General features: G+C 57.4%; 14 protein-coding genes. 8 read left to right on the top strand and 6 right to left on the bottom strand.

Annotated elements, in window-relative coordinates; genetic code table 11:
* Positions 1 to 124: 124 nt before the first annotated feature.
* Positions 125 to 910, bottom strand: a complete 786-nt coding sequence (gene puuD, locus GEAM_RS11500) for a gamma-glutamyl-gamma-aminobutyrate hydrolase (RefSeq protein ID WP_034791580.1) — start codon at positions 908 to 910, stop codon at positions 125 to 127.
* Between the two features lie 348 nt (positions 911 to 1,258).
* On the opposite strand from puuD, the gene GEAM_RS11495 reads away from it, so the two are divergent.
* Positions 1,259 to 2,692 (top strand): glutamine synthetase family protein, encoded by a 1,434-nt coding sequence (locus tag GEAM_RS11495; RefSeq protein ID WP_034791578.1) that lies wholly within the window; start codon positions 1,259 to 1,261, stop codon positions 2,690 to 2,692.
* A 484-nt stretch (positions 2,693 to 3,176) separates the two neighbouring features.
* Positions 3,177 to 4,556 carry an APC family permease gene (locus GEAM_RS11490; protein WP_034791575.1) on the top strand — a complete coding sequence of 460 codons (1,380 nt, stop codon included), beginning with the start codon at positions 3,177 to 3,179 and terminating at the stop codon, positions 4,554 to 4,556.
* Between the two features lie 656 nt (positions 4,557 to 5,212).
* Here GEAM_RS11490 and sbcB read toward each other — a convergent pair.
* Positions 5,213 to 6,640 carry an exodeoxyribonuclease I gene (gene sbcB / locus GEAM_RS11485; protein WP_034791573.1) on the bottom strand — a complete coding sequence of 476 codons (1,428 nt, stop codon included), beginning with the start codon at positions 6,638 to 6,640 and terminating at the stop codon, positions 5,213 to 5,215.
* 228 nt (positions 6,641 to 6,868) lie between these two features.
* On the opposite strand from sbcB, the gene GEAM_RS11480 reads away from it, so the two are divergent.
* Both GEAM_RS11480 and tmaR read left to right on the top strand, forming a co-directional pair.
* Positions 6,869 to 7,966, top strand: a complete 1,098-nt coding sequence (locus GEAM_RS11480) for an FUSC family protein (protein ID WP_034791571.1) — start codon at positions 6,869 to 6,871, stop codon at positions 7,964 to 7,966.
* Positions 7,967 to 8,110: 144 nt separating this feature from the next.
* The gene (gene tmaR, locus GEAM_RS11475) at positions 8,111 to 8,443 is read left to right on the top strand and encodes a PTS system regulator TmaR (RefSeq protein WP_034791570.1); all 333 of its coding nucleotides are present in this window, start codon (positions 8,111 to 8,113) and stop codon (positions 8,441 to 8,443) included.
* 75 nt (positions 8,444 to 8,518) lie between these two features.
* Here tmaR and GEAM_RS11470 read toward each other — a convergent pair whose 3' ends face one another.
* Together GEAM_RS11470 and GEAM_RS11465 are read right to left on the bottom strand one after the other, a co-directional pair.
* Positions 8,519 to 9,784 carry an MFS transporter gene (locus GEAM_RS11470; RefSeq protein WP_034791568.1) on the bottom strand — a complete coding sequence of 422 codons (1,266 nt, stop codon included), beginning with the start codon at positions 9,782 to 9,784 and terminating at the stop codon, positions 8,519 to 8,521.
* A 197-nt stretch (positions 9,785 to 9,981) separates the two neighbouring features.
* Complete coding sequence (locus tag GEAM_RS11465; protein ID WP_034791566.1) at positions 9,982 to 10,767, bottom strand: AraC family transcriptional regulator; 786 nt, start codon at positions 10,765 to 10,767, stop codon at positions 9,982 to 9,984.
* Between the two features lie 170 nt (positions 10,768 to 10,937).
* Here GEAM_RS11465 and GEAM_RS11460 point away from each other — a divergent pair, with 170 nt between their 5' ends.
* Genes GEAM_RS11460 through GEAM_RS11445 form a run of 4 tightly spaced genes read left to right on the top strand, consistent with a single transcriptional unit; the run spans position 10,938 to position 16,678 of the window.
* Complete coding sequence (locus GEAM_RS11460) at positions 10,938 to 13,067, top strand: TonB-dependent siderophore receptor (RefSeq protein ID WP_034791564.1); 2,130 nt, start codon at positions 10,938 to 10,940, stop codon at positions 13,065 to 13,067.
* A 2-nt stretch (positions 13,068 to 13,069) separates the two neighbouring features.
* Entirely contained in the window at positions 13,070 to 13,954 is an 885-nt protein-coding gene (locus tag GEAM_RS11455) for an ABC transporter substrate-binding protein (protein ID WP_034791562.1), read from the top strand.
* Positions 13,951 to 15,978 carry a Fe(3+)-hydroxamate ABC transporter permease FhuB gene (gene fhuB / locus GEAM_RS11450; protein WP_051899486.1) on the top strand — a complete coding sequence of 676 codons (2,028 nt, stop codon included), beginning with the start codon at positions 13,951 to 13,953 and terminating at the stop codon, positions 15,976 to 15,978. Before GEAM_RS11455 ends, fhuB begins: the two co-directional genes overlap by 4 nt.
* Positions 15,979 to 16,003: 25 nt before the next feature.
* The gene (locus tag GEAM_RS11445; protein ID WP_051899485.1) at positions 16,004 to 16,678 is read left to right on the top strand and encodes an energy transducer TonB; all 675 of its coding nucleotides are present in this window, start codon (positions 16,004 to 16,006) and stop codon (positions 16,676 to 16,678) included.
* An 11-nt stretch (positions 16,679 to 16,689) separates the two neighbouring features.
* Here the strand turns inward: GEAM_RS11445 and fbpC are convergent, their stop codons facing one another.
* Both fbpC and GEAM_RS11435 read right to left on the bottom strand, forming a co-directional pair.
* Positions 16,690 to 17,769 (bottom strand): ferric ABC transporter ATP-binding protein, encoded by a 1,080-nt coding sequence (gene fbpC / locus GEAM_RS11440; protein ID WP_051899484.1) that lies wholly within the window; start codon positions 17,767 to 17,769, stop codon positions 16,690 to 16,692.
* Positions 17,770 to 17,786: 17 nt separating this feature from the next.
* Positions 17,787 to 19,865, bottom strand: a complete 2,079-nt coding sequence (locus GEAM_RS11435) for an ABC transporter permease (protein ID WP_034791561.1) — start codon at positions 19,863 to 19,865, stop codon at positions 17,787 to 17,789.
* Between the last annotated feature and the right edge of the window lie 149 nt (positions 19,866 to 20,014).

Here is a 20,014-nt window from a genome sequence, read left to right as displayed (position 1 = left end):
ACACAACAATAAAAACGCAGGGTTCCAAGGGAGGCGCGTTTACGCCTCCCTTGGTCGGTGTGGGCCGACGCCCACGGTTTTGAATTGGAAGTTGACTTAAAGCTGGGGGCTAACGGGAGTAGCTCTATCCTCGATGATACTTCCGACATGCAGCGACGAAGGATTCGAACAGTTGCCGCGACACGGCGTCGGTCAAGCTGTGCCACTCTGGGTGCCACTGTACGCCGAGGGCGAAGGGGTGGCCGCGGACGCTGACGGCTTCTACAAGATTATCGGGGGCGCGAGCTTCGACGCTAAGTTCTGCGCCCAGACGCTTCGCGCCTTGGCCGTGCAGTGAGTTCACCTGAAACGACTGATAATCAGGTAGAAGTTCAGCCAGCAGGCCGCCGGGCTCAATGCTCACGGGGTGAACCAGCGCGAATTGCTCGTCGTGAGACAGAGAGGTGTCCTCGCGGTGATCCATATAACCCGGCTCTTCCTGCACTTTGCGATACAGGCTGCCGCCGGTGGCGACGACCAGCTCCTGCATACCACGGCAGGCGGCGAGCAGGGGGATGCCTTGGGCCAGCGTTGCGTGGATCAAGGCAATACTTAACTTATCGCGACCCGGATCTGCTAACTCCTCGATACCGTCTTCGTTATACCAGTGCGGCTCGACATTACTTGGGCTGCCAGTGAGGAAAATGCCGTCGAGGCGGGCGAGTACTTCTTGGATAGCGCCTTCCCGCGAGGCCAGCTCGTGCGGCAGGCAGACGGGGATGGCGTTGGCGTTGAAAATTGCGTCGAGATACTTCTCGTGTACGGTCAGTGCCGGGTTCTCATCAATGCTATTTGCACACATGACGACCCCAATGATCGGTCTGTAGCTCTCTTCTTTTCTGGCTGGTGCCTTGGAAAATATGGTGCTCATTTTACCGCCTCGTTGAGTGGTCGAAAGGGAAAGAAATCCGCGCCTTATCGCGTTTTGTTGCCTATTTTTTGGCTGTTATTCCATTAAAATTAGCAGCGGGGAGTTGCTTTTTCAAACCTATATGTAAAGGAATTGTTGCTATTGCAAAACAATTCTGATGGGTCTAGGGTTAATCTTGAGACAAATATGTCTTCGGAGAATGAGGTGTGCCGTTTATATGATCTGAGAGTGCCATTGCATTAAGAAGTTCGCAGTTATGCAGTAAAGGGCAGTAAAGGCGGGGCATCATGGTGGTGTCGTGGTCGCCTCAATATCCGCCTCAAATCTGAGGCAAACGGTGGAAATTTTATGCAAACCTTAATTCTTGAATCGAATAGTTCCGAAGTTGAAGACTTCGCAGCACACGGCGAAGAGAAGCGAAGCAGCGCGTTCCAGGATGAAGTTAACCAATACCTGGAGCGTCACCCACTTACCCAGCATGTCGATGTCCTTCTTACCGATTTAAATGGTACCTTCCGCGGAAAACGCATTCCCGTCACCACCCTGCTTAAAGTTGAAAAAGGCTGCTATTTCCCTGCCTCCGTGTTTGCTATGGATATCCTTGGCAACGTGGTGGAAGAGGCAGGCCTTGGTCAGGAGTTGGGCGAGCCGGATCGCATTTGTCTTCCCGTCCCCGGAACTTTAACCCCCTCCGCTTCGGACCCAGAGCATATCGCTCAGCTGTTGCTGACCATGCTTGACGAAGATGGCACTCCCTTTGACGTTGAACCCCGCAATGTGCTGAATCACCTTTGGCAAACATTGCGCCAGCGAGGATTATTCCCGGTGGTAGCGGTAGAGTTGGAGTTCTATCTGCTCGATAAGCAGCGAGATGCGGAAGGGTATATTCAGCCGCCTTGTAACCCAGGGACCACTGAGCGCAGCATTCATACTCAGGTCTATTCGGTTGATAACCTCGACCATTTCGCCGACGTTCTGAGCGAAATCGACCGACTTGCTCTGATGCAAGGTTTGCCTGCTGACGGCGCGGTGGCCGAGTCATCTCCCGGCCAGTTCGAAATCAACCTGCATCACAGTGACAACATCCTGCGGGCCTGTGACCACGCGCTGGCGCTCAAACGTTTAGTGCGTCTGGTGGCAGAAAATCATGGGATGGAAGCCACTTTTATGGCCAAACCTTACGATGATTACGCCGGTAGCGGCATGCACATTCATATCAGCGTGCTGGATGATAATGGCAAGAACCTGTTCGCTGGCACCGAGTCGGAAGACTCTGCACTGATGAAGCGCGCGCTGGCGGGGTTGATTGAGCTGATGCCTGCTTCAATGGCGATTTTAGCGCCGAACGTCAATGCTTTCCGCCGATTCCAGCCCGGCATGTATGTGCCAACGCAGGCGTCGTGGGGGCATAACAACCGTACCGTGGCGCTGCGCGTGCCGTGCAGCGGTGCCGTTGACCACCGCGTGGAGTATCGCGTTGCCGGTGCCGATGCCAACCCGTATCTGGTAGTGGCAACTGTACTTGCCGGGATGTTACATGGATTTGACAATGAACTGCCTCTGCCGGAACCCGTCACAGGTAATGGTCTGGAGCAGGAAGGTATTCCGTTACCCATTCGTCAGAGTGATGCTTTGGCAGCCTTTGACGAGCAGGGCGCGTTGAAGAAATATTTGGGGGAGCGCTTCTCACAGGTGTATCACGCGTGTAAATCCGATGAATTGTTACAGTTCGAGCGTCGAGTGACTGAAACAGAAATTGATTGGATGCTGCGCAATGCCTAAAGTGCTGATGAGGCTGGAACAAATATCGATTATTTATTGACCAGACTCAACGCATAGAAAGAAATTGCATTTGAGGGCTTCAAAATCTTGTCATCGGCCCTCGATTTAGTGCAAAATACGCCACATGCAGAATAACCGACGCTTAAAGGCGCCGGTTATTTTTTTTGCATTGTGAGTTACACAAACTAAATTCAACAGAGGCCGGACCCAGATCCGGATAGATAACCAGGTTCGTGTGCGACCCCAAATCAATAAACGGTCGCCACTATGAGGAAATGCATGATGGGGCAATACTTTAAACCAGTACCGGTACCCGCCGGTCTCTTTGTCAGCTGCGGCCAACAACGCTCAGCCTTCACTTGCGTGCACAACGATGTGAAGCTCAATCCTCCGTTCTCTGGTTATTCAACACGAAGTTTTCCCTGTACTTTGCGCACGGAGACGTTTACACGTCCTATGCATGCAAATCAGGGAGGGCTGAGCCATGTCTGCTAATGTCTCTTCTGCCGCTCCGGCAACCAATCGCGTACAGCTGCGTAAAACCCTGACTTTGGTTCAGGTTGTAATGATGGGTCTGGCCTATCTGCAACCGATGACCATTTTCGATACCTTTGGCATTGTGTCCGGTCTGACTGACGGCCACGTGGCAACGGCGTATATCTTCGCGCTGATCGCGGTACTCTTTACTGCGGTAAGTTACGGCAAGCTGGTTCGCCGCTTCCCGTCTGCGGGTTCTGCTTATACTTACGCACAGAAAGCCATCAGCCCGCACGTCGGCTTTATGGTTGGCTGGTCATCCCTGCTGGACTACCTGTTCATGCCGATGATCAACATCCTGCTGGCGAAAATTTACCTGGAAGCTATCTTCCCGGGCGTACCGTCGTGGATTTTCGTGACCGCGCTGGTGGCGATGATGACGGCCTTTAACCTGCGTGGCATCAAGGTTGTTGCCAACCTCAACAGCATTATCGTTGTGGTTCAGGTCGCCATTATGGTGGTGTTCATGGGCCTGCTTATCCGTGGCGTGTACATGGGTGAGGGCGCAGGGACGCTGGCAAGCACGAAACCGTTCTTCAGTGAAAACGCGCACGTGGTGCCGATGATCACCGGGGCAACGATTCTGTGCTTCTCATTCTTGGGCTTCGACGGCATCAGTTCACTGTCTGAAGAGACGCCGAACGCCGGTAAAGTTATTCCGAAAGCGATTTTCCTGACTGCGCTGATTGGCGGCATCATCTTTGTCGTGGTGTCTTACTTCTTGCAGCTGTACTTCCCGGATATCTCGCGTTTCCACGATCCGGACGCATCACAGCCAGAAATCATGCTGTATGTGGCAGGCAAGTTCTTCCAGTCAGTGATCCTGTGCTTTAGCTGCGTGACGGTATTGGCGTCAGGCATGGCGGCACATGCTGGTGTTTCACGTCTGCTGTACGTGATGGGCCGCGATGGCGTATTCCCGGAGAAACTGTTCGGCTACGTGCATCCAAAATGGCGTACCCCGACCTTCAACGTCATGTTGGTCGGCGTAGTGGCAATGTCCGCTGTAACCTTTGACCTGGTGACTGCAACGGCGTTGATCAACTTCGGTGCGCTGGTGGCCTTCACCTTTGTGAACTTGTCGGTTATTTCGCAGTTCTACATTCGTGAGCAGAAGAACAAGACTTTCAAGGATCACCTGCATTATCTGGTTCTGCCAGTGATTGGTGCCCTGACCGTCGGCGCGCTGTGGTTGAACCTCGAAGCCAGCTCAATGACGCTGGGTCTGGTTTGGGGAGCAATTGGCTTAGGTTACTTAGCCTTTATCACCAATTTCTTCCGTGAGAAACCACCGCAGATGAGTGGCGAAATCGCTCCAGAAGCATAAATTTGAAAGGGACCCGCAAGGGTCCTTTTTTTTGCCCTTTGGAAAGGGCAGGAAACTTTCTTTTAAGGTCAAGGTCAAGGTCGTGCGCTGCCGCCACACCGGCCTTGAGGGGCGCCTATCGCCGCGCCCCTCAAGACTCCCCGGCTCTTTACTGCGCGCTTCGCTCGTGAAGCGGACGTGTTTCAGGGACTTCCGTTATCCACCGCAAAATGTCGCCGCTTAGGCGGTTCCTTCGCCACGGGATTCGAGCCATAGGTCTCGAACCTCTCGCTCAGCGCCATTTTTGACTGCGGTTTTGAGGCATTTCAATCGTGCCTTTTCAGTAATTTTCAGATTTTTTGTGAATGAAACGGCTCGGAGTAAGTGCCAGTAGGTCGCGTTCAGAAGTGACGCCGAGGGAGTGGTTCGAGACCAAAGGCTCGAAGCCCGAACTGAGGGGACCGCCTAAGCGGCGGCACTTCGCGACGATCGCCGCGGCCGCTGAAACACGTCCATTCCAACCCTGCGCAGCCTCGATCTTTCAGCAGCAAAAAAAACGCAGGATTCCAAAGGGTTTCGTTTAAAACCCTTTGGGCCAGTGTGGGCGGCGAGCCCACGGTTTTGAAGTTGAAGTTGAAGTTGAAGTTGAAGTTGAAGTTGAAAGCGTAACCCTACCGTTACGCCACCAACCCCTTCCCATAAGCAAACAACGCCTTCAGCAGGGCCGTCTTCTCGGCATCATCCTCATACAAGTTGTACAGCGACTCCAGCTGCAACACGTAATCTTGCACGCGTTCGGCGTTGAGCTTCTCTTGGCGATGTTCGTGCCAGCGGCGCTGCTCGGCGTCGGTGAGGGTGGCGGGGAAGTTGCGGGCGCGATAGCGGAACAGCAGTGTTTCAATGCGTGAGTCGCTAAAGGTTAAATCTAGGGCAGGCAGGTTTTCTGGCTTGGTTTCCAGAATAATGCGCATCGCGGCGCGGTCGGCGTCGCTGAAGAAACCGTCGTACAGGCGGGCGTCGACGTCATCTGAGCCTTTAAACGGCTCGGCTTCGGCGAACAGCGCCACCACTTTTTCGCGGACTTGGGTGTTCTGGCGCAACAGTTGCAGATTTTGCAGACAGCGCTCGCGGTCAATGCCCAGACGCTCAGCATTCTCAGGCAACAGCGTTTTGGCCGGAGCCACTACCGGGCACTTATTAATGTGCAATAGCTTGATGGGCAGCGGTGACTGGCCCGGCTCGAGGGCTTCGCGGCGGGTGTACAGCCGTTCGCGCATTTCATCGGCGTCCAGCTCGAGAAGTGGGGTCATATCGCCACCCAAATCACAGACGATCACCGCATTTTTATTCTCAGGATGCCACGCCAGCGGCGCAATCCACGCCGTATTACCACGTGCCGCGCCGAACATGCCGGAAACGTGAACCAGCGGCGTCATGGCTGGAATATCGATTAACGCGTTGATTTTATGCTTATTACGATGCTCAAGCAGGAAGGAGAACAGGCGCGGCTGGGCCTGTTTCACCAACTTGGCCATGGCAATGGTGGCGTAAACGTCGGCCATGGCGTCGTGGGCATTTTCATGTTCGATGCCGTTGGCTTTGGTCAGATGCTCGAGGCGGAAACTCGGGAAACCGTCGTCGTTTTCCGGCCAGTTAATGCCGTCCGGGCGCAGGGCGTAGCAGGCGCGCATGACGTCGAGCAGATCCCAGCGAGAATTGCCATATTGCCAGCTGTAGGAATAAGGATCGTAGAAGTTACGGTAGAAAATATTGCGGCTGACTTCATCATCAAAACGGATGTTGTTATAGCCCACAATGCAGGTGCCCGGCACGCTAAAGGCTTGGTGGATCTGCGCGCTGAACTCCGCCTCGCTTAGCCCCTTTTCCAGCGCCAACTGTGGCGTAATGCCGGTTATCATCACGGCTTCAGGCTCAGGCAAATAGTCATCAGACGGGCGGCAGTAAATCACGAGCGGCTCTTCAATGATGTTGAAATTCTCATCGGTGCGCACACCGGCGAACTGCGCAGGGCGGTCCAGCGCCGGATTCTTACCGAAGGTTTCATAGTCATGGAAGTAGAAGGTTTTTTGCGGCTTGTCTGACATTGCGGAATTGACCCTTAATCGCGGCGAAAAGTGATGTTGCGGCATAGCAAACAGCCGTTAAGGATACCATTCGACGGCCAGATGTCATGGGGAAATCTGTCAAGCTTCGGCATGTCTTGGATATTCGACTAAAGTTTGATTCAACCCCAGTAAAACCGCAGTGATCCCCCACTGTAACTCGGCTAAACTACCCGCCATCGATTCTTCCGCTTTTTGAATGGGCACCGCATGCGTCTGGACAAGAAAATCTCGCCGCTGGATAACGTGATTTATAGCAATTACCGCATCACGCACGCACTGCGGATCGCGCTGGCGTTCATTCTGACCTTCCTGATTGTGCGCCTGACCGAGATCCCCGAAGGCACCTGGCCGCTGATCACTTTAGTGGTGGTGATGGGGCCGATCTCCTTCTGGGGCAACGTGTTACAGCGCGTGGCGGAGCGTATCGCGGGCACGGTTTTTGGCTCGGCGTCCGGGCTGATTGCGCTTTGGCTCGAGCTTTATTCTCTGCCTTTGATGCTGATGTGGTGCGGCGTGGTGATGTTCGTCAGTGGCTATCTGACCCTCGGCAAGCGGCCTTATATGGCGTTGCTGATTGGCGTGACGCTGGCGGTGGTGTGCGGCGCGGGGCCGGGGGACATGCATACCGCGCTGTGGCGCTCGGGGGACGTGGTATTTGGCTCCCTGCTGGCGCTGTTCTTCGCCAGTATCTACCCGCAGCGCGCCTTTATTCACTGGCGCATGCAGATGGCGGATTACCTGACCTCGCTGAATAAGCTTTATAGCGCCTGGCTGTCGCCGAACATGCTGGAAAGGCCGCATCTGGAAGGTAAGCTGAAAAAATCCATGAACCAGATGGTGAAGATGCGTGCGCTGTTTGCGCCAGCCAGCAAAGAGTCGCATATCCCGCGTGAAGTCTTCGACGCCATCCAGACCTTAAGTCGTAACCTATTGTGTACACTAGAATTACTGGCTGATGCTTACTGGAGTTCCCGCGAAAGTCACTACCTGATGCTCAACGCCCGCAGCTTGCGCAGCGCGCAGTTGCTGATGCTCGACTCGCTGGAAAAGCTCAGTGATATGCTGCTCAATGGCACGAAAGGTGATGAAGGCGCGCTTAATCATCAGTTGAATGAGTCAGTGGAAGAGCTGAAACAGCTGATGCAAGAGATGAACGCCAGCCAGCACTTGGAAGCGCCAATCTACGGCTATGTGTGGCTGAGCATGCAGGTTGCCGAGCAATTGCAGGCGCTGGGAGACCTGATAACCATGACTATGCGCAAGGAAGAGGTGCAAATTCCCGCCAATCCGCTGGAGAAAGCGTGATGGCATTTTTGTCTGCCCATGAAAACGGGTAAGATAAACCTATTGGACTTTCGTTCTGAACGCGCAGGCTTTTCCTGCTACGCTGTAACCTACGTTCCGGGCAGTTAGTCACTGAATCTGTGTAACTTAATCGAAGGTGTTAAAATGGACAATATCAACAAGCCGAGTTTCCATGACGTACTGGAGTTCGTACGAATTTTCCGCCGCAAGAACAAACTGCAACGCGAAATTGCTGATAACGAAAAGAAAATCCGTGATAACCAGAAACGTGTGTTGCTGCTCGACAACCTGAGCGATTACATCAAACAGGGTATGAGCATCGACGAAATTCAGGCGATTATTGCCAGCATGCGCGGCGACTATGAAGATCGCGTTGATGACTACATCATCCGTAATGCTGACCTGTCAAAAGAACGCCGCGAGATGTCTAAAAAGCTGAAAGCGATGGGCGAAATCAAAGCCAACGAAAGCAAATAAGCCGCTGTAAAAGCACCAAATAAATAAGGCCCTTTCAGCAACGACAGGGCCTTTTGCTTTGTATGGTGGGCAGAATCAGACCGAGGCAGGCTGGGCCGCCGGGCTTTCTTCCGGCTTCTCATTTTCAAGCTTTTGTCTTTTGCGCAGGCTTGGGAACCAGGTCATCCACAGGCCGACCACGATGAGGGTGCCGACACCACCGAGCGCGGCAGCAGGCACTGCGCCCAGCCACGCGGCCAACAGCCCAGATTCAAACTCGCCGAGCTGATTCGAGGTGTTGATAAATATCGAGTTCACAGCGCTGACGCGCCCGCGCATCTCGTCCGGCGTGTCGAGCTGCACCAGTGCGCCGCGAATAACCATGCTCACCATGTCGAAGCCGCCGAGGAAGAACAGGGCAATAATTGACAGCCACAGGGTGCTCGACAGGGCAAATACCACGGTGGCGACACCAAAACCGGCCACTGACATAAACATGATCATGCCAACGTTGCGGGTCATCGACCGGCGGCTAAGCCAGAAGCCGACCAGCAGCCCGCCCACCGCCGGAGCGCCGCGCAGCAGGCCAAGGCCCCAAGGGCCGGTGTGCAGAATATCTTTGGCGAAGATCGGCAATAGCGCGGTCGCGCCGCCGAGCAGTACGGCGAACAGGTCGAGGGAAATCACGCCCAGCACGTCTTTGCGATTGCGAATAAAGCGAATGCCGGCAAACAGCGTGGCGAAGGTGGCCGGAACGCGCTTCGGCTGGGCCTGCTCGTACTGCAAGCGGCTGACCATCACAATCGACAGCAGGTACAGCGCGGCGCACACCGCGTAGGCGGTACCTGAACCAGCGATATACAAGAAGCCGCCAATCGCCGGGCCAACCATGGCCGCCGCTTGCCCAGCCACCGCGTTGGCAGCCATGGCGCGGGCCAGCATTGACGGCGGCACCAGCGCGGGCAACATGGACTGCATCGAAGGGGCTTCCATAGCGCGCGCGGTCGAAATAAGAAAAATCAGCCCAAGAATACTGATTTCATTGATGTTCTGGGTGATGGCCAGCCCGGCTAGCGTGGCAATCGCCAGCCATTCGACAATCTGTCCCAGCAGCACAATGCGCCGACGGTCAAACTGATCCGCGACGTGACCCGCCACCAGTGCCAGCGTCACCGACGGCAAGAACTGCGCGAGGCCGATGAGGCCAAGATCCAAGGCGCGGCCGGTGATCGAATAGATCTGCCAACTGACCACGATTGATAAGATTTGGAATGCGAAGCTGGAACCCGCGCGGGCTATCCAGAAGGCGACAAATGAGCGGTGTTGCAGTAACGACGCCGAGTTTTCGGGGTGTGGGGGCATGGTCAGTTCCTGAAAATCACTATTTTGCTGACGGCGGCAATGGGGAAACCCTGCCGAGGGTCAGGCAATAATTATTGGTATTAATAGCGAGGTAACTATTCGAATGAATATTTTTATCACGAATAGTTAAATATCACGAACGGTTAAAAACGCTTAATACTCATTTTTACTGAGTGACGGATAAAAGGTTCTGAGACTCACGCGCGCAAGTAGCGCTGCGGCGTGTCTCCCAGCGACTTCTTAAACATCGAGATAAAGGCGCTGGGGCTGTGATAACCCAGCTGATTGGCGATAGCCATCACCGTCTGGCCCTGAGCCAACTGGCCTACGGCTTCCGCTAGTCTTAGCTGCTGTCGCCACTGGGCGAAAGTCAGGCCGGTCTGCTCGCGGAACAGCCGGGCGAGGGTGCGCGAACTGGCTCCCACCTTGTTACCCCACAGCTCCAGCGTGTCATTATTTTCCGGCGTCGCCAGCATCAGCTCGCAGATATTGCGCAGGCGGCGATCGGTCGGCAGCGGCAAATTACACACCGTGCTGTTCTGCGCCTGACGCAACTCGTCGAGTAACAGTGGGGTGATAAGAGCAGTGCGGGCGGCATTCGGCGGCGTAGCAGATTGCCCGACCAGCAGCGCCTGTATCAGCTCGTTGAGCAGAGGGCTGACTTGCAAAGTGCGGCATTTTAACCACAATGAGCTTGCGGTATGCGGGTCGAGATACAGGCTGAAAGTGGTGATGTCGCCAAGGGCGTGCAGCTCGTGCTGGCAGTCAGACGGCAGCCAGATAGCGCGCATCGGGCCGAGGGTCCACGAGGCCTGCGGGGTCAGGACGCGTATCACGCCTTGGGTGCAAAACAGCAGCTGCGCGGCGGAGTGAGAATGCCAGTTCTCGCGAGACTGATTGCTGTAAAAATGACTGCGGGCCACTAACTGCGGGGCCGCCGGTGGTATCTCCACCCCGTAACCTTTGCGCCAGATTTTGTCCATTTCCAACAATCGCTCATCAATTGCGTCAAATTCGCCGAATTCTGTCTGTTTCGCGCTATTTCCCGAACAAACATCGCAAGCATTCTATCCCGTCCTCTGTTCAATTAAAACTTAATGATTATCATTTGTATCCTCATTATTGAGTCATTGTTTTATTTTCGGGGACACACATGCAGGGTAAATTCGGGTTTAAGCTTAAACCGCTCAGCGCGGCGCTGTTGATGACATTGATTGCAGGACAAACGCAGGCAGCAGAACAAAATCAGACCAGCGCTGCCGCGACCACGGTGCTGCCTTCAGTGACGGTTTCCTCGACGGCGGACAGTGACGACAGCACCAATTTTGTCGCCAAGAAAGCCAGCGGCGCGACCAAAAGTGACCGCCCACTGATTGAAACGTCGCAGAGCGTCTCGGTGGTAACGCAGGCGCAGATTGCCGCGCAGGGTGCGCAGAACGTGTCGCAGGCATTGCGCTATCTGGGTGGCGTGCAGTCGGAAGCGGGTGGGGCGGATACCCGCTTCGACACCATCATCATTCGCGGTTTCAATGCCGATGAATACCTCGACGGGCTGCGTTTACCGACCGTGACCTACTGGTCGCGCCCGAACTACGACGCCTACCTGCTGGATAAGATTGAAGTGATCAAAGGGCCGAACTCGGTGCTTTACGGCCAAGCCAGTCCGGGCGGGGTGGTGAATTTGGTCAGCAAAAGGCCGACGGCGGACCCGCTGCATGAAATCTATGTCACCACCGGCAACAACAATCTGACCGAAGGGGGGCTGGACCTGTCCGGCGCGCTGGACAACGATCAGCACTGGCTCGGGCGTTTGACCGGCACCGCGTCAAAGTCCGACACGCAGGTGGATCACACCAAGTATAAACATTACGACATCGCTCCGGCCCTGACGTGGCAGCCCGATGACAACACCAGCCTGACCTTCCTCAGCCAGTTCCGCAAAGACCCGGACGCCGGTTTCTTCAACCAATTGCCGGTCGAAGGCACGCTGGTGAATAACCCGAATGGCAAAATCTCTGACAACTTCTACGGCGGCCAGCCGGGCTTTGACAGCTACAGCCGTTCGCAGGAGAGCGTGGGTTATGAGTTCATGCACCATTTCGATGATGTCTGGACCCTGCACCAGAACCTGCGCTACATGCAGACCCGCAGCGACTACACCATGGTTTATCCGTTTGGCGTGGTTGCCAACGCGCCGGAGGTGAATCGCTACAGCATGCACATTAATGAGAAGCTAAAAGACTTCGACGTCGATACCCATTTGCAGGCCAAGTTCGACACCGGCCCGGTGGATCACGACATGCTGTTCGGCGTGGATTACGTGCATGACGACCTGACGCAAAACAGCGGCTACGGCGATGCTTCTGACCTTAACTACCTCAACCCGGATTACAGCACGCCGGTGCAGACTCCGGCGCTGACTGACCATTCGCGGCTGTATATGTCGCAAACCGGCTTTTACACCCAAGACCAGATGAAGTGGAATCGGTGGCTGCTGAACCTCGGCGGGCGCTATGACAAAGCTGAAAGCCACAGCAACGATCTGGATAACGACACGCGTAAAGAGCAAACCGACTACGCCACCACCGGCCGCGCCGGGCTGATGTACCTGTTCGACAGCGGCATCGCGCCTTATGTCAGCTACGCCACCTCATTCCAGCCGCAGGCCGGAACCACCTTCAGCGGCGATGTTTTCCGCCCAACTAAGGGCAAACAGTCGGAAGTGGGGATCAAATATCAGCCGAAAAGCTTCGACGCCTTATTCACCGCGGCGCTGTATGACCTGACCCAGCAAAACGTGCTGACGGCGGACTTGGATCACCCGAACTTCTCGGTGCAGACTGGCGAAATTCGTTCGCGCGGCCTTGAGCTGGAAGCCAAAGCCAATATCACCTCGCGCTGGCTGGTGAGCAGCTCCTATGCCTATACCGACCCGGAAGTCACGGCGTCGAATACTGGCAATCAGGGCAAGGATCCGGTGGGAATTCCGCGCCAGACGGCGACAGTGTGGACCGAATACGCGCTGCCGGGCCTACTTGATGGTGTCACCCTCGGCGGCGGCGCGCGCTATGTTGGCACCAGTTATGCCACCAGCCAAAACAGCCTAAAAGTCCCAGCCGTCACGGTGTTCGACGCCGTTGCGCGCTACCGCTGGCAGGCGTGGCAACTGGCGCTTAACGTGCAAAACCTGACCGACAAGCAGTACCTGAACTACTGTCAGGACAATGGTTGTCACTTCGGCCTGCGCCGCCAATATCTGGCGACCCTGAGCTATCAGTGGTAAGCATGAATCGTCGTCAGTTTCTGCAACTCGCACTGGCCCTGAGCGCAAGCTCGGGGCTTTCCCCTCTCTGTAGCTTGGCCGCCGGAGCACCCGCGCCGCGCTGGGTAGTTCTCGACTGGGGGCTGACCGAAATGGCGCTGGCGCTCGGCGTGGTGCCGGTCGGCGTGGCCGCGCCACAGTGGTATCGCCGCCTGTATAGCGCACCCGCGTTGCCTGCCGACGTCGCCGACGTGGGCCTGCTATTCCAACCTAATTTTGAAACCCTGCGCGAGCTGCGCCCGACGCTGCTGCTGGTGACGCCCGGCCATCTGATGGCGAAAGCCCAACTGGAGCAGATTGCGCCGCTGTTGGTGCTCAACACTTACAGCAGTTCTCCGCTCGAGCAGGCGCAGGCTAATTTGCGCCAAATGGCAGGTGCATTGGGGCAGCCTGAGCGAGCCGAGCAGATCATCGCCACAGTGAATGCGCGGATGGAAAAGGCGCGGCTGGCGGTTCAGCCTTACACCGACACGCCACTCTATCTGGCCCATCCGCTGGAGATTTTGCACCTGTACCTGTTTGGCAAGGGCAGCCTGTTTGATGACGTGCTAACGCGCCTCGGCCTGAAAAATGCCAGCCAGTTGGCGACCAGCGCGCAGGGTCTCGCCATGACCTCGGTGGATCAACTCGCCGCCGGAGGCCGTGGCCGCGTGGTGCTGCTGCCTTCCTATCCGCAGCCTGATATTAGCGACATTACCGGCTCGGCGCTGTGGCGCAGCCTGCCGCTTTTGCAGCCGGAAAACTGCATCACCTTGCCCGACGGCCTGCCGCAAAACGGCGCGCTGATCACCGCCGTGCGCTTTGCGGAATCTCTGGCGCTGGGCCTGCAACGGCGAGGTCGCGCATGAGCCAAATCCCGCTGACAAGCCCGGCGCACACCGCCACCTCTTTACTGAAAAACTCGCCGCTGTGGCTGTGTATCTTGCTCTATCTCGCTGCGCTGCTGCTCAGCGTGCAGCAGCTTTCACAGCTGTTGCCGTTGTCCGAGTGGAGCCAGCTCTGGCACGCCGATAGCCTGCTGGCGTGTGCCAAGCCGATTATTGCCCATGACATGTGGCTGCCGCGCCAGTGGATGGCGATCCTTTGCGGCATGGCCTTGGCCTTTACCGGCGTGGTGATGCAGCAGGCGCTGCGCAACCCGCTGGCGGAACCCATGACCCTCGGCGTGGCATCCGGCGCCACGCTGGCCCTGACCATGGTCAGTCTCGCGGCTCCGGCGTGGCTGGCGTGGGGCCGCGAATGGTTCGCCATGGGCGGCTCGCTGGTGGCCATGTTACTGGTGTTTGTGCTGGCGTCGCGGCAGGCGTTTTCGCCACTGGCGCTGATCCTCGCCGGGATGCTGGTCAATCTCTATTGCGGCTCAGTCTCTCTGCTTTTATCGATTATTTACGACCAGTCGCTGGCGGCGATTTTCATCTGGGGCGGCGGTTCGCTGCTGCAGGAGAACAGCCAGACGCTGCTCTGGCTGCTGCCGCGTCTGGCGATTTGCGTGGTGCCGGTGCTGCTGATGCTGCGGCCGCTGAGCCTGATGGCGCTGAATGAGCAGGTCGCGCGCTCCCTCGGCATGTCGCCGGTGGCGGTGCGCAGCGTGGTTATCCTCAGCGCGCTGGCGATCAGCAGCTTGGTTATCAGCGCCGTTGGGGTGATTGGCTTTATCGGGCTGGCGGCTCCGCATCTGGCGGCGCTAGCAGGAGCGCACAAGCTGCGCCAACGGCTGCTTTGGTCGCCGCTGATTGGCGGAGGCTTGCTGTGGCTGACCGATCAGGGCGTCAGCCGCTTGACGGGGATTAACGGCATGCTGCTGCCGACCGGCATGATGACCGCGCTGGCCGGAGGCCCGCTGCTGCTGTGGTATCTGCCGCGCATCCGCAGTATTTCGCTGCAAGCTATTAAGGAGACGGTGGCGCAAAGTCAGGCGCGCATTCTCAAGCCACGCTTTGGCCTGGTGCTGTTGCTGCTGGTGGCGAGCATTGTGCTGTCGCTGGCGGTGGGGCGCACGCTGCACGGCTGGCACTGGGACGCGTGGCACGACGTGCTGGCGCTGCTGCCATTCCGCCTGCCACGGATGATTGCCGCGATGTCGGCCGGGGTGCTGCTGGCGGCCGCCGGGGTGATTATTCAGCGAGTGACCGCCAACCCGATGGCCAGCCCTGAGCTGTTGGGGATTGGCGCGGGGGCGTCGCTGGGTATTACGCTGATGCTGCTGATTATCCCAACAGCCGGAATTACGGGCATGATGCTGAGCAGCGCGCTCGGCGCGTTTATCACGCTTTTACTGACTCTGTGGACGGCACGACAGGGCCGATTCACCCCGCAGCGCGTGCTACTCAGTGGTTTGGCGATCACCGCGATTTTCCAGTCGGTGGCAGGAGTGGTGATGACCAACAACGGCATGGCGGCCAACATGCTGCGCCAACTGATGACCGGCTCGACTTACTACGTCACCACGCCGATGGCCGCCGCCGCGCTGGCTCTGGCGCTGCTTCTATTGCTGCTGACTCCACTGGTGCGCCGCTACCTGCTGTTGTTGCCGCTGGAGTCGGTGCCGCACTCGCTGGGTTTACGCACTCAGCGCGCCCGCCTGACGGTCATGGCGCTGGCGGCGCTGATGACCGGCGTCGCGACGCTGATTGTCGGGCCGCTGTCGTTTATCGGCCTGCTCGGCCCGCACATCGCCCGCCAGCTTGGGGCGCGACGCCCACTGGCCCAGTTGCTGCTGGCGGTGATGATTGCCGCGCTGCTGATGATTTTTGCCGACTGGCTGAGCCGCAATCTGCTCTATCCACGCCAGTTACCCGCAGGGTTGATGGCAACGCTTCTCGGCGGCCCGTGGCTGGCCGTCCTGCTTTATCGGCGGCAGCATGTTAGCTGAATCCGCCTTTTCCGGAGAATTTCCCATGCCGAAACGCGGCCTGAAAACGCTGATTATTGCAGCAGCGGTCCTGCTGTTGCATCTCGGGCTGCTGCTGTTTCTGCGGATGAACCCGCCACAGGTTGCTGAGATTACCGCGCCGCTGATGGAGGTAGAAATGGTGCAACTGGCCCCAGAGCCTCAGCATGAGCCAATCCCCACGCCGCCAGAGCCGGTCAAGCCGGTGGAGAAAACGCCGCCGCCGGTGGTGGAGAAGGCGGCAATAAGCCTGCCGAAGGTGGAAAAGCCCAAGCCGCGCCCAGTGCATGACGAGAAGCCAAAACAGCAGCCAAAACCCCAGCCACAGCACGAGACACAACCCGTCACTGCGCCCAAGGCTCCGGCCGTCAGCAAAACCCCGGCGGTCGGCAAAGTAGTGACGCCGCCGCAGTTCAGCGCGGCTTACTTAAATAACCCCGCGCCGGACTACCCGCGTTTATCGAAAAAGCTGCGCGAGCAGGGCACGGTGAGATTGCGGGTGGAAGTCAGCGCCAGCGGGCTGGCGGCGTCGGTGGTGGTCAGCCAGTCGAGTGGCTATCCGCGCCTCGACGAGGCGGCCGTGGCGGCGGTGAAGCGTTGGAAGTTTATTGCGGCGAAGCAGGGCGACCAGCCGGTGGCCGCCCAAGTGATTGTGCCGTTAGTCTTCGCGCTGGAGGGCTAACGGCGGCTTTCTTACACTAAAACGAACATGCCGTAAGGGTGGATTTGCAGGTAGAACTGGTCCCCGGCGCTCGGCTGTAGCTGGGTGGCGTTGACCTGCAACAGCAGCGATTGGCCGTTCCAGTCTACCGTCACTTCATACTGCGGCCCCATGTAGGCGACGTGGGTGATGGTGCAGCGCTGGCTGTCGTCACCCTGTAAGCCGAGCGTGATGGCCTCCGGGCGAACCCCCACCGTGCACTGTTGCAGCCCGTCGGCAAAGCCCGCCGGTTTCGGGATGTGGTAGCCAAAGATCTCCACCGTTTCGCGATGCAGGTCGGCCGGGAAGACGTTGGCGTCGCCCATAAAACTGGCCATAAAGCGCGATGCGGGCTGGCGATACAGCTCCTGCGGCGCGCCAATCTGCATAATCTTGCCTTTGTTCATCACCAGCACGGTATCGGATACCGCAAACGCCTCGCTCTGGTCGTGGGTGACGTACAGCGAGGTGATGTTGAACTGCTGCTGCAACTCGCGGATTTTCTCGCGCATGCTGCGGCGCAGGTTGGCGTCGAGGTTACTCAGCGGCTCATCGAACAGCAGCACTTTCGGTTTGAGGATCAGCGCACGGGCCAGCGCCACGCGCTGCTGCTGGCCGCCGGAAATCTGGTCCACGTAGCGGTCTTCAAAACCTTCTAAATCCACCAGAGAGAGGGCTTCGCGCACTCGTTCGCGAATTTCCGCCTTTGGCCGCCCCAGCATTTTCAGGCCGTAGCCAATGTTCTCACCCAGCGACATGTGCGGGAACAGAGCATAAGACTGGAACACCATGCAGATATCACGCTGCTGAATGGAACGGTCAGTAACGTCTTCGCCATCAATGAAAATCCGGCCTTCGGTCGGCTTCTCCAGCCCGGCAACCATGCGCAGCACGGTGGTCTTGCCGCAGCCGGACGGGCCGAGCAGGGTGACCATTTTGCCTTTGGGGATCGCCAGATCCAGACCTTCCAGCACGGTATTGTGACCAAAGCGCTTGGCGACGCCTTTCAGTTCAACAAAGCTTTTGGTGGTTTCAACCGGCGCGCTGCGCTCGGCTTGCAGAATCGTTGTCATAACAGCTCACTCCAGAATTATTGGCCGGTTTTGGCTTTGGAGCGGGAAATGCGCGCTTCGCCAACCAGATAGTCAAAGATGAAAATGATCGCCAGCATCACCACGATAAGAATCGAACCGTAGGCGATAGCCACGCCGTACTCGCCGTCTTCCACGCGGTTAAGGATGTAGGCCGTGGCGACGCGGGTGTCCGGCGTCACCAGGAAAACAATCGCGCTGACGGTGGTGATGGCGCGCACGAAGCTGTAAATCAGCGCCGACAGAATCGCCGGGCGCAGCAGCGGCAGCAGGATGTACATCACGGTGCGCATCGAGCCAGCGCGCAGGCTGAGTGAGGCTTCGTCGAGGGATTTGTCCAACTGGCCCAACCCGGCGATACCGGCGCGGATGCCTACCGGCACGTTACGCATCACCATCGAAATGATCACGATGGCGGCGGTTCCGGTGAGGTAAACCGGCGCGCTGTTAAAGGCCAGAATATAGGAGATACCCGCCACGGTGCCCGGCACCGCAAAGCACAGCATGGTGCTGAACTCGATGGTCTTTTTGCCACGGAACTGCTGGCGCACCACGATGTAGGCGATGAGCAGGCCGAACAGCGCGGTGATTGGCGCGGCGATACCGGCATAGAGCAGGGTGTCGAGCAGCGAAGGCCATGCTCCGTCGCTAAAACCTTGACCAAATAGCTTGGTGAAGTTGGCGAAGGTCAGGGTGTAGTCCACGCCCCAGTTGACGGTGAAACTGCCGTAGAAAATGCTGCCATAGAGCAGGGCGTTGAAGGCGACCCAGATAGCCAGCAGCAGCGTCACGCCCCATACCAGCGTCACCGGCAGCGGCTGCACGTCGCCACGGGAGGTTTTGCCAGAAATGGTGACGTAGGAGCGTTTGCCAATCCACATGTACTGCACGCAGAACACCAGCAGCGAAAACACCAGCAAAATCACCCCGAGGGTGCTGGCGGCCTGATAATCGAGCTGCGCGCCGGTGATGTAGAAGTAGATTTGCGTCGCCAGCACGTCGAAGTTGCCGCCCAGCACCAGTGGGTTACTGAAGTCCGCCAGCGACTGCACGATAACAATCAGGAAGGCGTTAGCCAGCGCCGGTTTTAGCAGCGGCAGGAACACGCGGTGGAAGGTCTGCCAGCGGCTGGCGCGCAGGGTATAAGAGGCTTCTTCCAGCGAGGGGTGAATGGTTTTGATCGCGCCGTCGAGGATCATAAAGGCCATGGGCGTGAAGGCTAAGACCTGCGCCAGCCAAATCCCGGTAAAGCCGTACAGCCAGTTGGTGTTGGTCAGCCCAAACCAGTTAGCCATAAATTCAGTGACATAGCCCGAGCGGCCCATCATCAGCGTGACGCCCAGCCCGACGATAAACGGCGGGGTGACAATCGGCAGAATCGAGAATACCCGGCCAATAATGGCCGAACGCTTGGCAATGCGCGTGGTGTAAATCGCCAGCACCAATCCGAAGAAGGTACAGCCAATGCCTACCGCCACCGAGAGCAGGAAGGAGTTCCAAATCACCTGCAAGATGTGCGACTGGCCGATCACCGCCATAAAGGCCAGCGGCGCAAATTCTCCGGCGTCGTTGGTGAACATCGGGATGAAAATCGCAATGCTCGGGAAGATGATAAACACGCCAATCATGGCGATGATGCAAATCAGCGAGCCGAGCACAAAACGGTCGCCGCCCAGCCATTCAAGGCGTGACAGCGCCAGCGTGCAGACCGCGCCGAGAGCAATGAAAATGCCGATGCTGCCATAGCCAAGACCGCGTCCGACTAAGGTGGCGCTGACAATCATAAACAGCGCGCAGAACACTGACCATGCGGCGTCGAACTGGTGGCGACGGCGCGCTTCCAGCCGCTGCGCTTGGCGCGGGCGGAACAGCAAAACCATAGGTAACAGCAGCCACAGCAGGCTGACGTTCAGTCCCGACCAGCCGTAAGCCGCCAGAATTTCGTCCGAAGTCGATTCCAGCAAGCCATAGTCGAGGCTCCATGCTGGCAGCAGTGCAAAAGCCAGCAGGATAAGCCCCAACCACGCGAAAATCGGGTCGCGGCGCTGGATATCAGGCAGGCTGAGTGTATGAGACATGTTGTCCCCTCACGTTTTAGGTGTTGAAAGAAAAAAGAGCTGTTATGGCATTCGCTTTTAATCCCTCCCCTTTCAGAAGGGGAGGTTAGGTGGGGTTTGGGGTGGGCCGCGTGGACGCACGGCACCTTAAAACCACTCCTCATCCCAGC

Source organism: Ewingella americana ATCC 33852 (assembly GCF_000735345.1).
In the GTDB taxonomy this organism is placed as follows: Bacteria; Pseudomonadota; Gammaproteobacteria; order Enterobacterales; family Enterobacteriaceae; genus Ewingella; species Ewingella americana.
This window is presented reverse-complemented; position numbering and strand designations above follow the sequence as displayed.

Coding starts and splice junctions, on each gene's coding strand:
- puuD (WP_034791580.1), bottom strand. CDS start 910: ATGAGCACCATATTTTCCAAGGCACCAGCCAGAAAAGAAGAGAGCTAC.
- GEAM_RS11495 (WP_034791578.1), top strand. CDS start 1,259: ATGCAAACCTTAATTCTTGAATCGAATAGTTCCGAAGTTGAAGACTTC.
- GEAM_RS11490 (WP_034791575.1), top strand. CDS start 3,177: ATGTCTGCTAATGTCTCTTCTGCCGCTCCGGCAACCAATCGCGTACAG.
- sbcB (WP_034791573.1), bottom strand. CDS start 6,640: ATGTCAGACAAGCCGCAAAAAACCTTCTACTTCCATGACTATGAAACC.
- GEAM_RS11480 (WP_034791571.1), top strand. CDS start 6,869: ATGCGTCTGGACAAGAAAATCTCGCCGCTGGATAACGTGATTTATAGC.
- tmaR (WP_034791570.1), top strand. CDS start 8,111: ATGGACAATATCAACAAGCCGAGTTTCCATGACGTACTGGAGTTCGTA.
- GEAM_RS11470 (WP_034791568.1), bottom strand. CDS start 9,784: ATGCCCCCACACCCCGAAAACTCGGCGTCGTTACTGCAACACCGCTCA.
- GEAM_RS11465 (WP_034791566.1), bottom strand. CDS start 10,767: ATGGACAAAATCTGGCGCAAAGGTTACGGGGTGGAGATACCACCGGCG.
- GEAM_RS11460 (WP_034791564.1), top strand. CDS start 10,938: ATGCAGGGTAAATTCGGGTTTAAGCTTAAACCGCTCAGCGCGGCGCTG.
- GEAM_RS11455 (WP_034791562.1), top strand. CDS start 13,070: ATGAATCGTCGTCAGTTTCTGCAACTCGCACTGGCCCTGAGCGCAAGC.
- fhuB (WP_051899486.1), top strand. CDS start 13,951: ATGAGCCAAATCCCGCTGACAAGCCCGGCGCACACCGCCACCTCTTTA.
- GEAM_RS11445 (WP_051899485.1), top strand. CDS start 16,004: ATGCCGAAACGCGGCCTGAAAACGCTGATTATTGCAGCAGCGGTCCTG.
- fbpC (WP_051899484.1), bottom strand. CDS start 17,769: ATGACAACGATTCTGCAAGCCGAGCGCAGCGCGCCGGTTGAAACCACC.
- GEAM_RS11435 (WP_034791561.1), bottom strand. CDS start 19,865: ATGTCTCATACACTCAGCCTGCCTGATATCCAGCGCCGCGACCCGATT.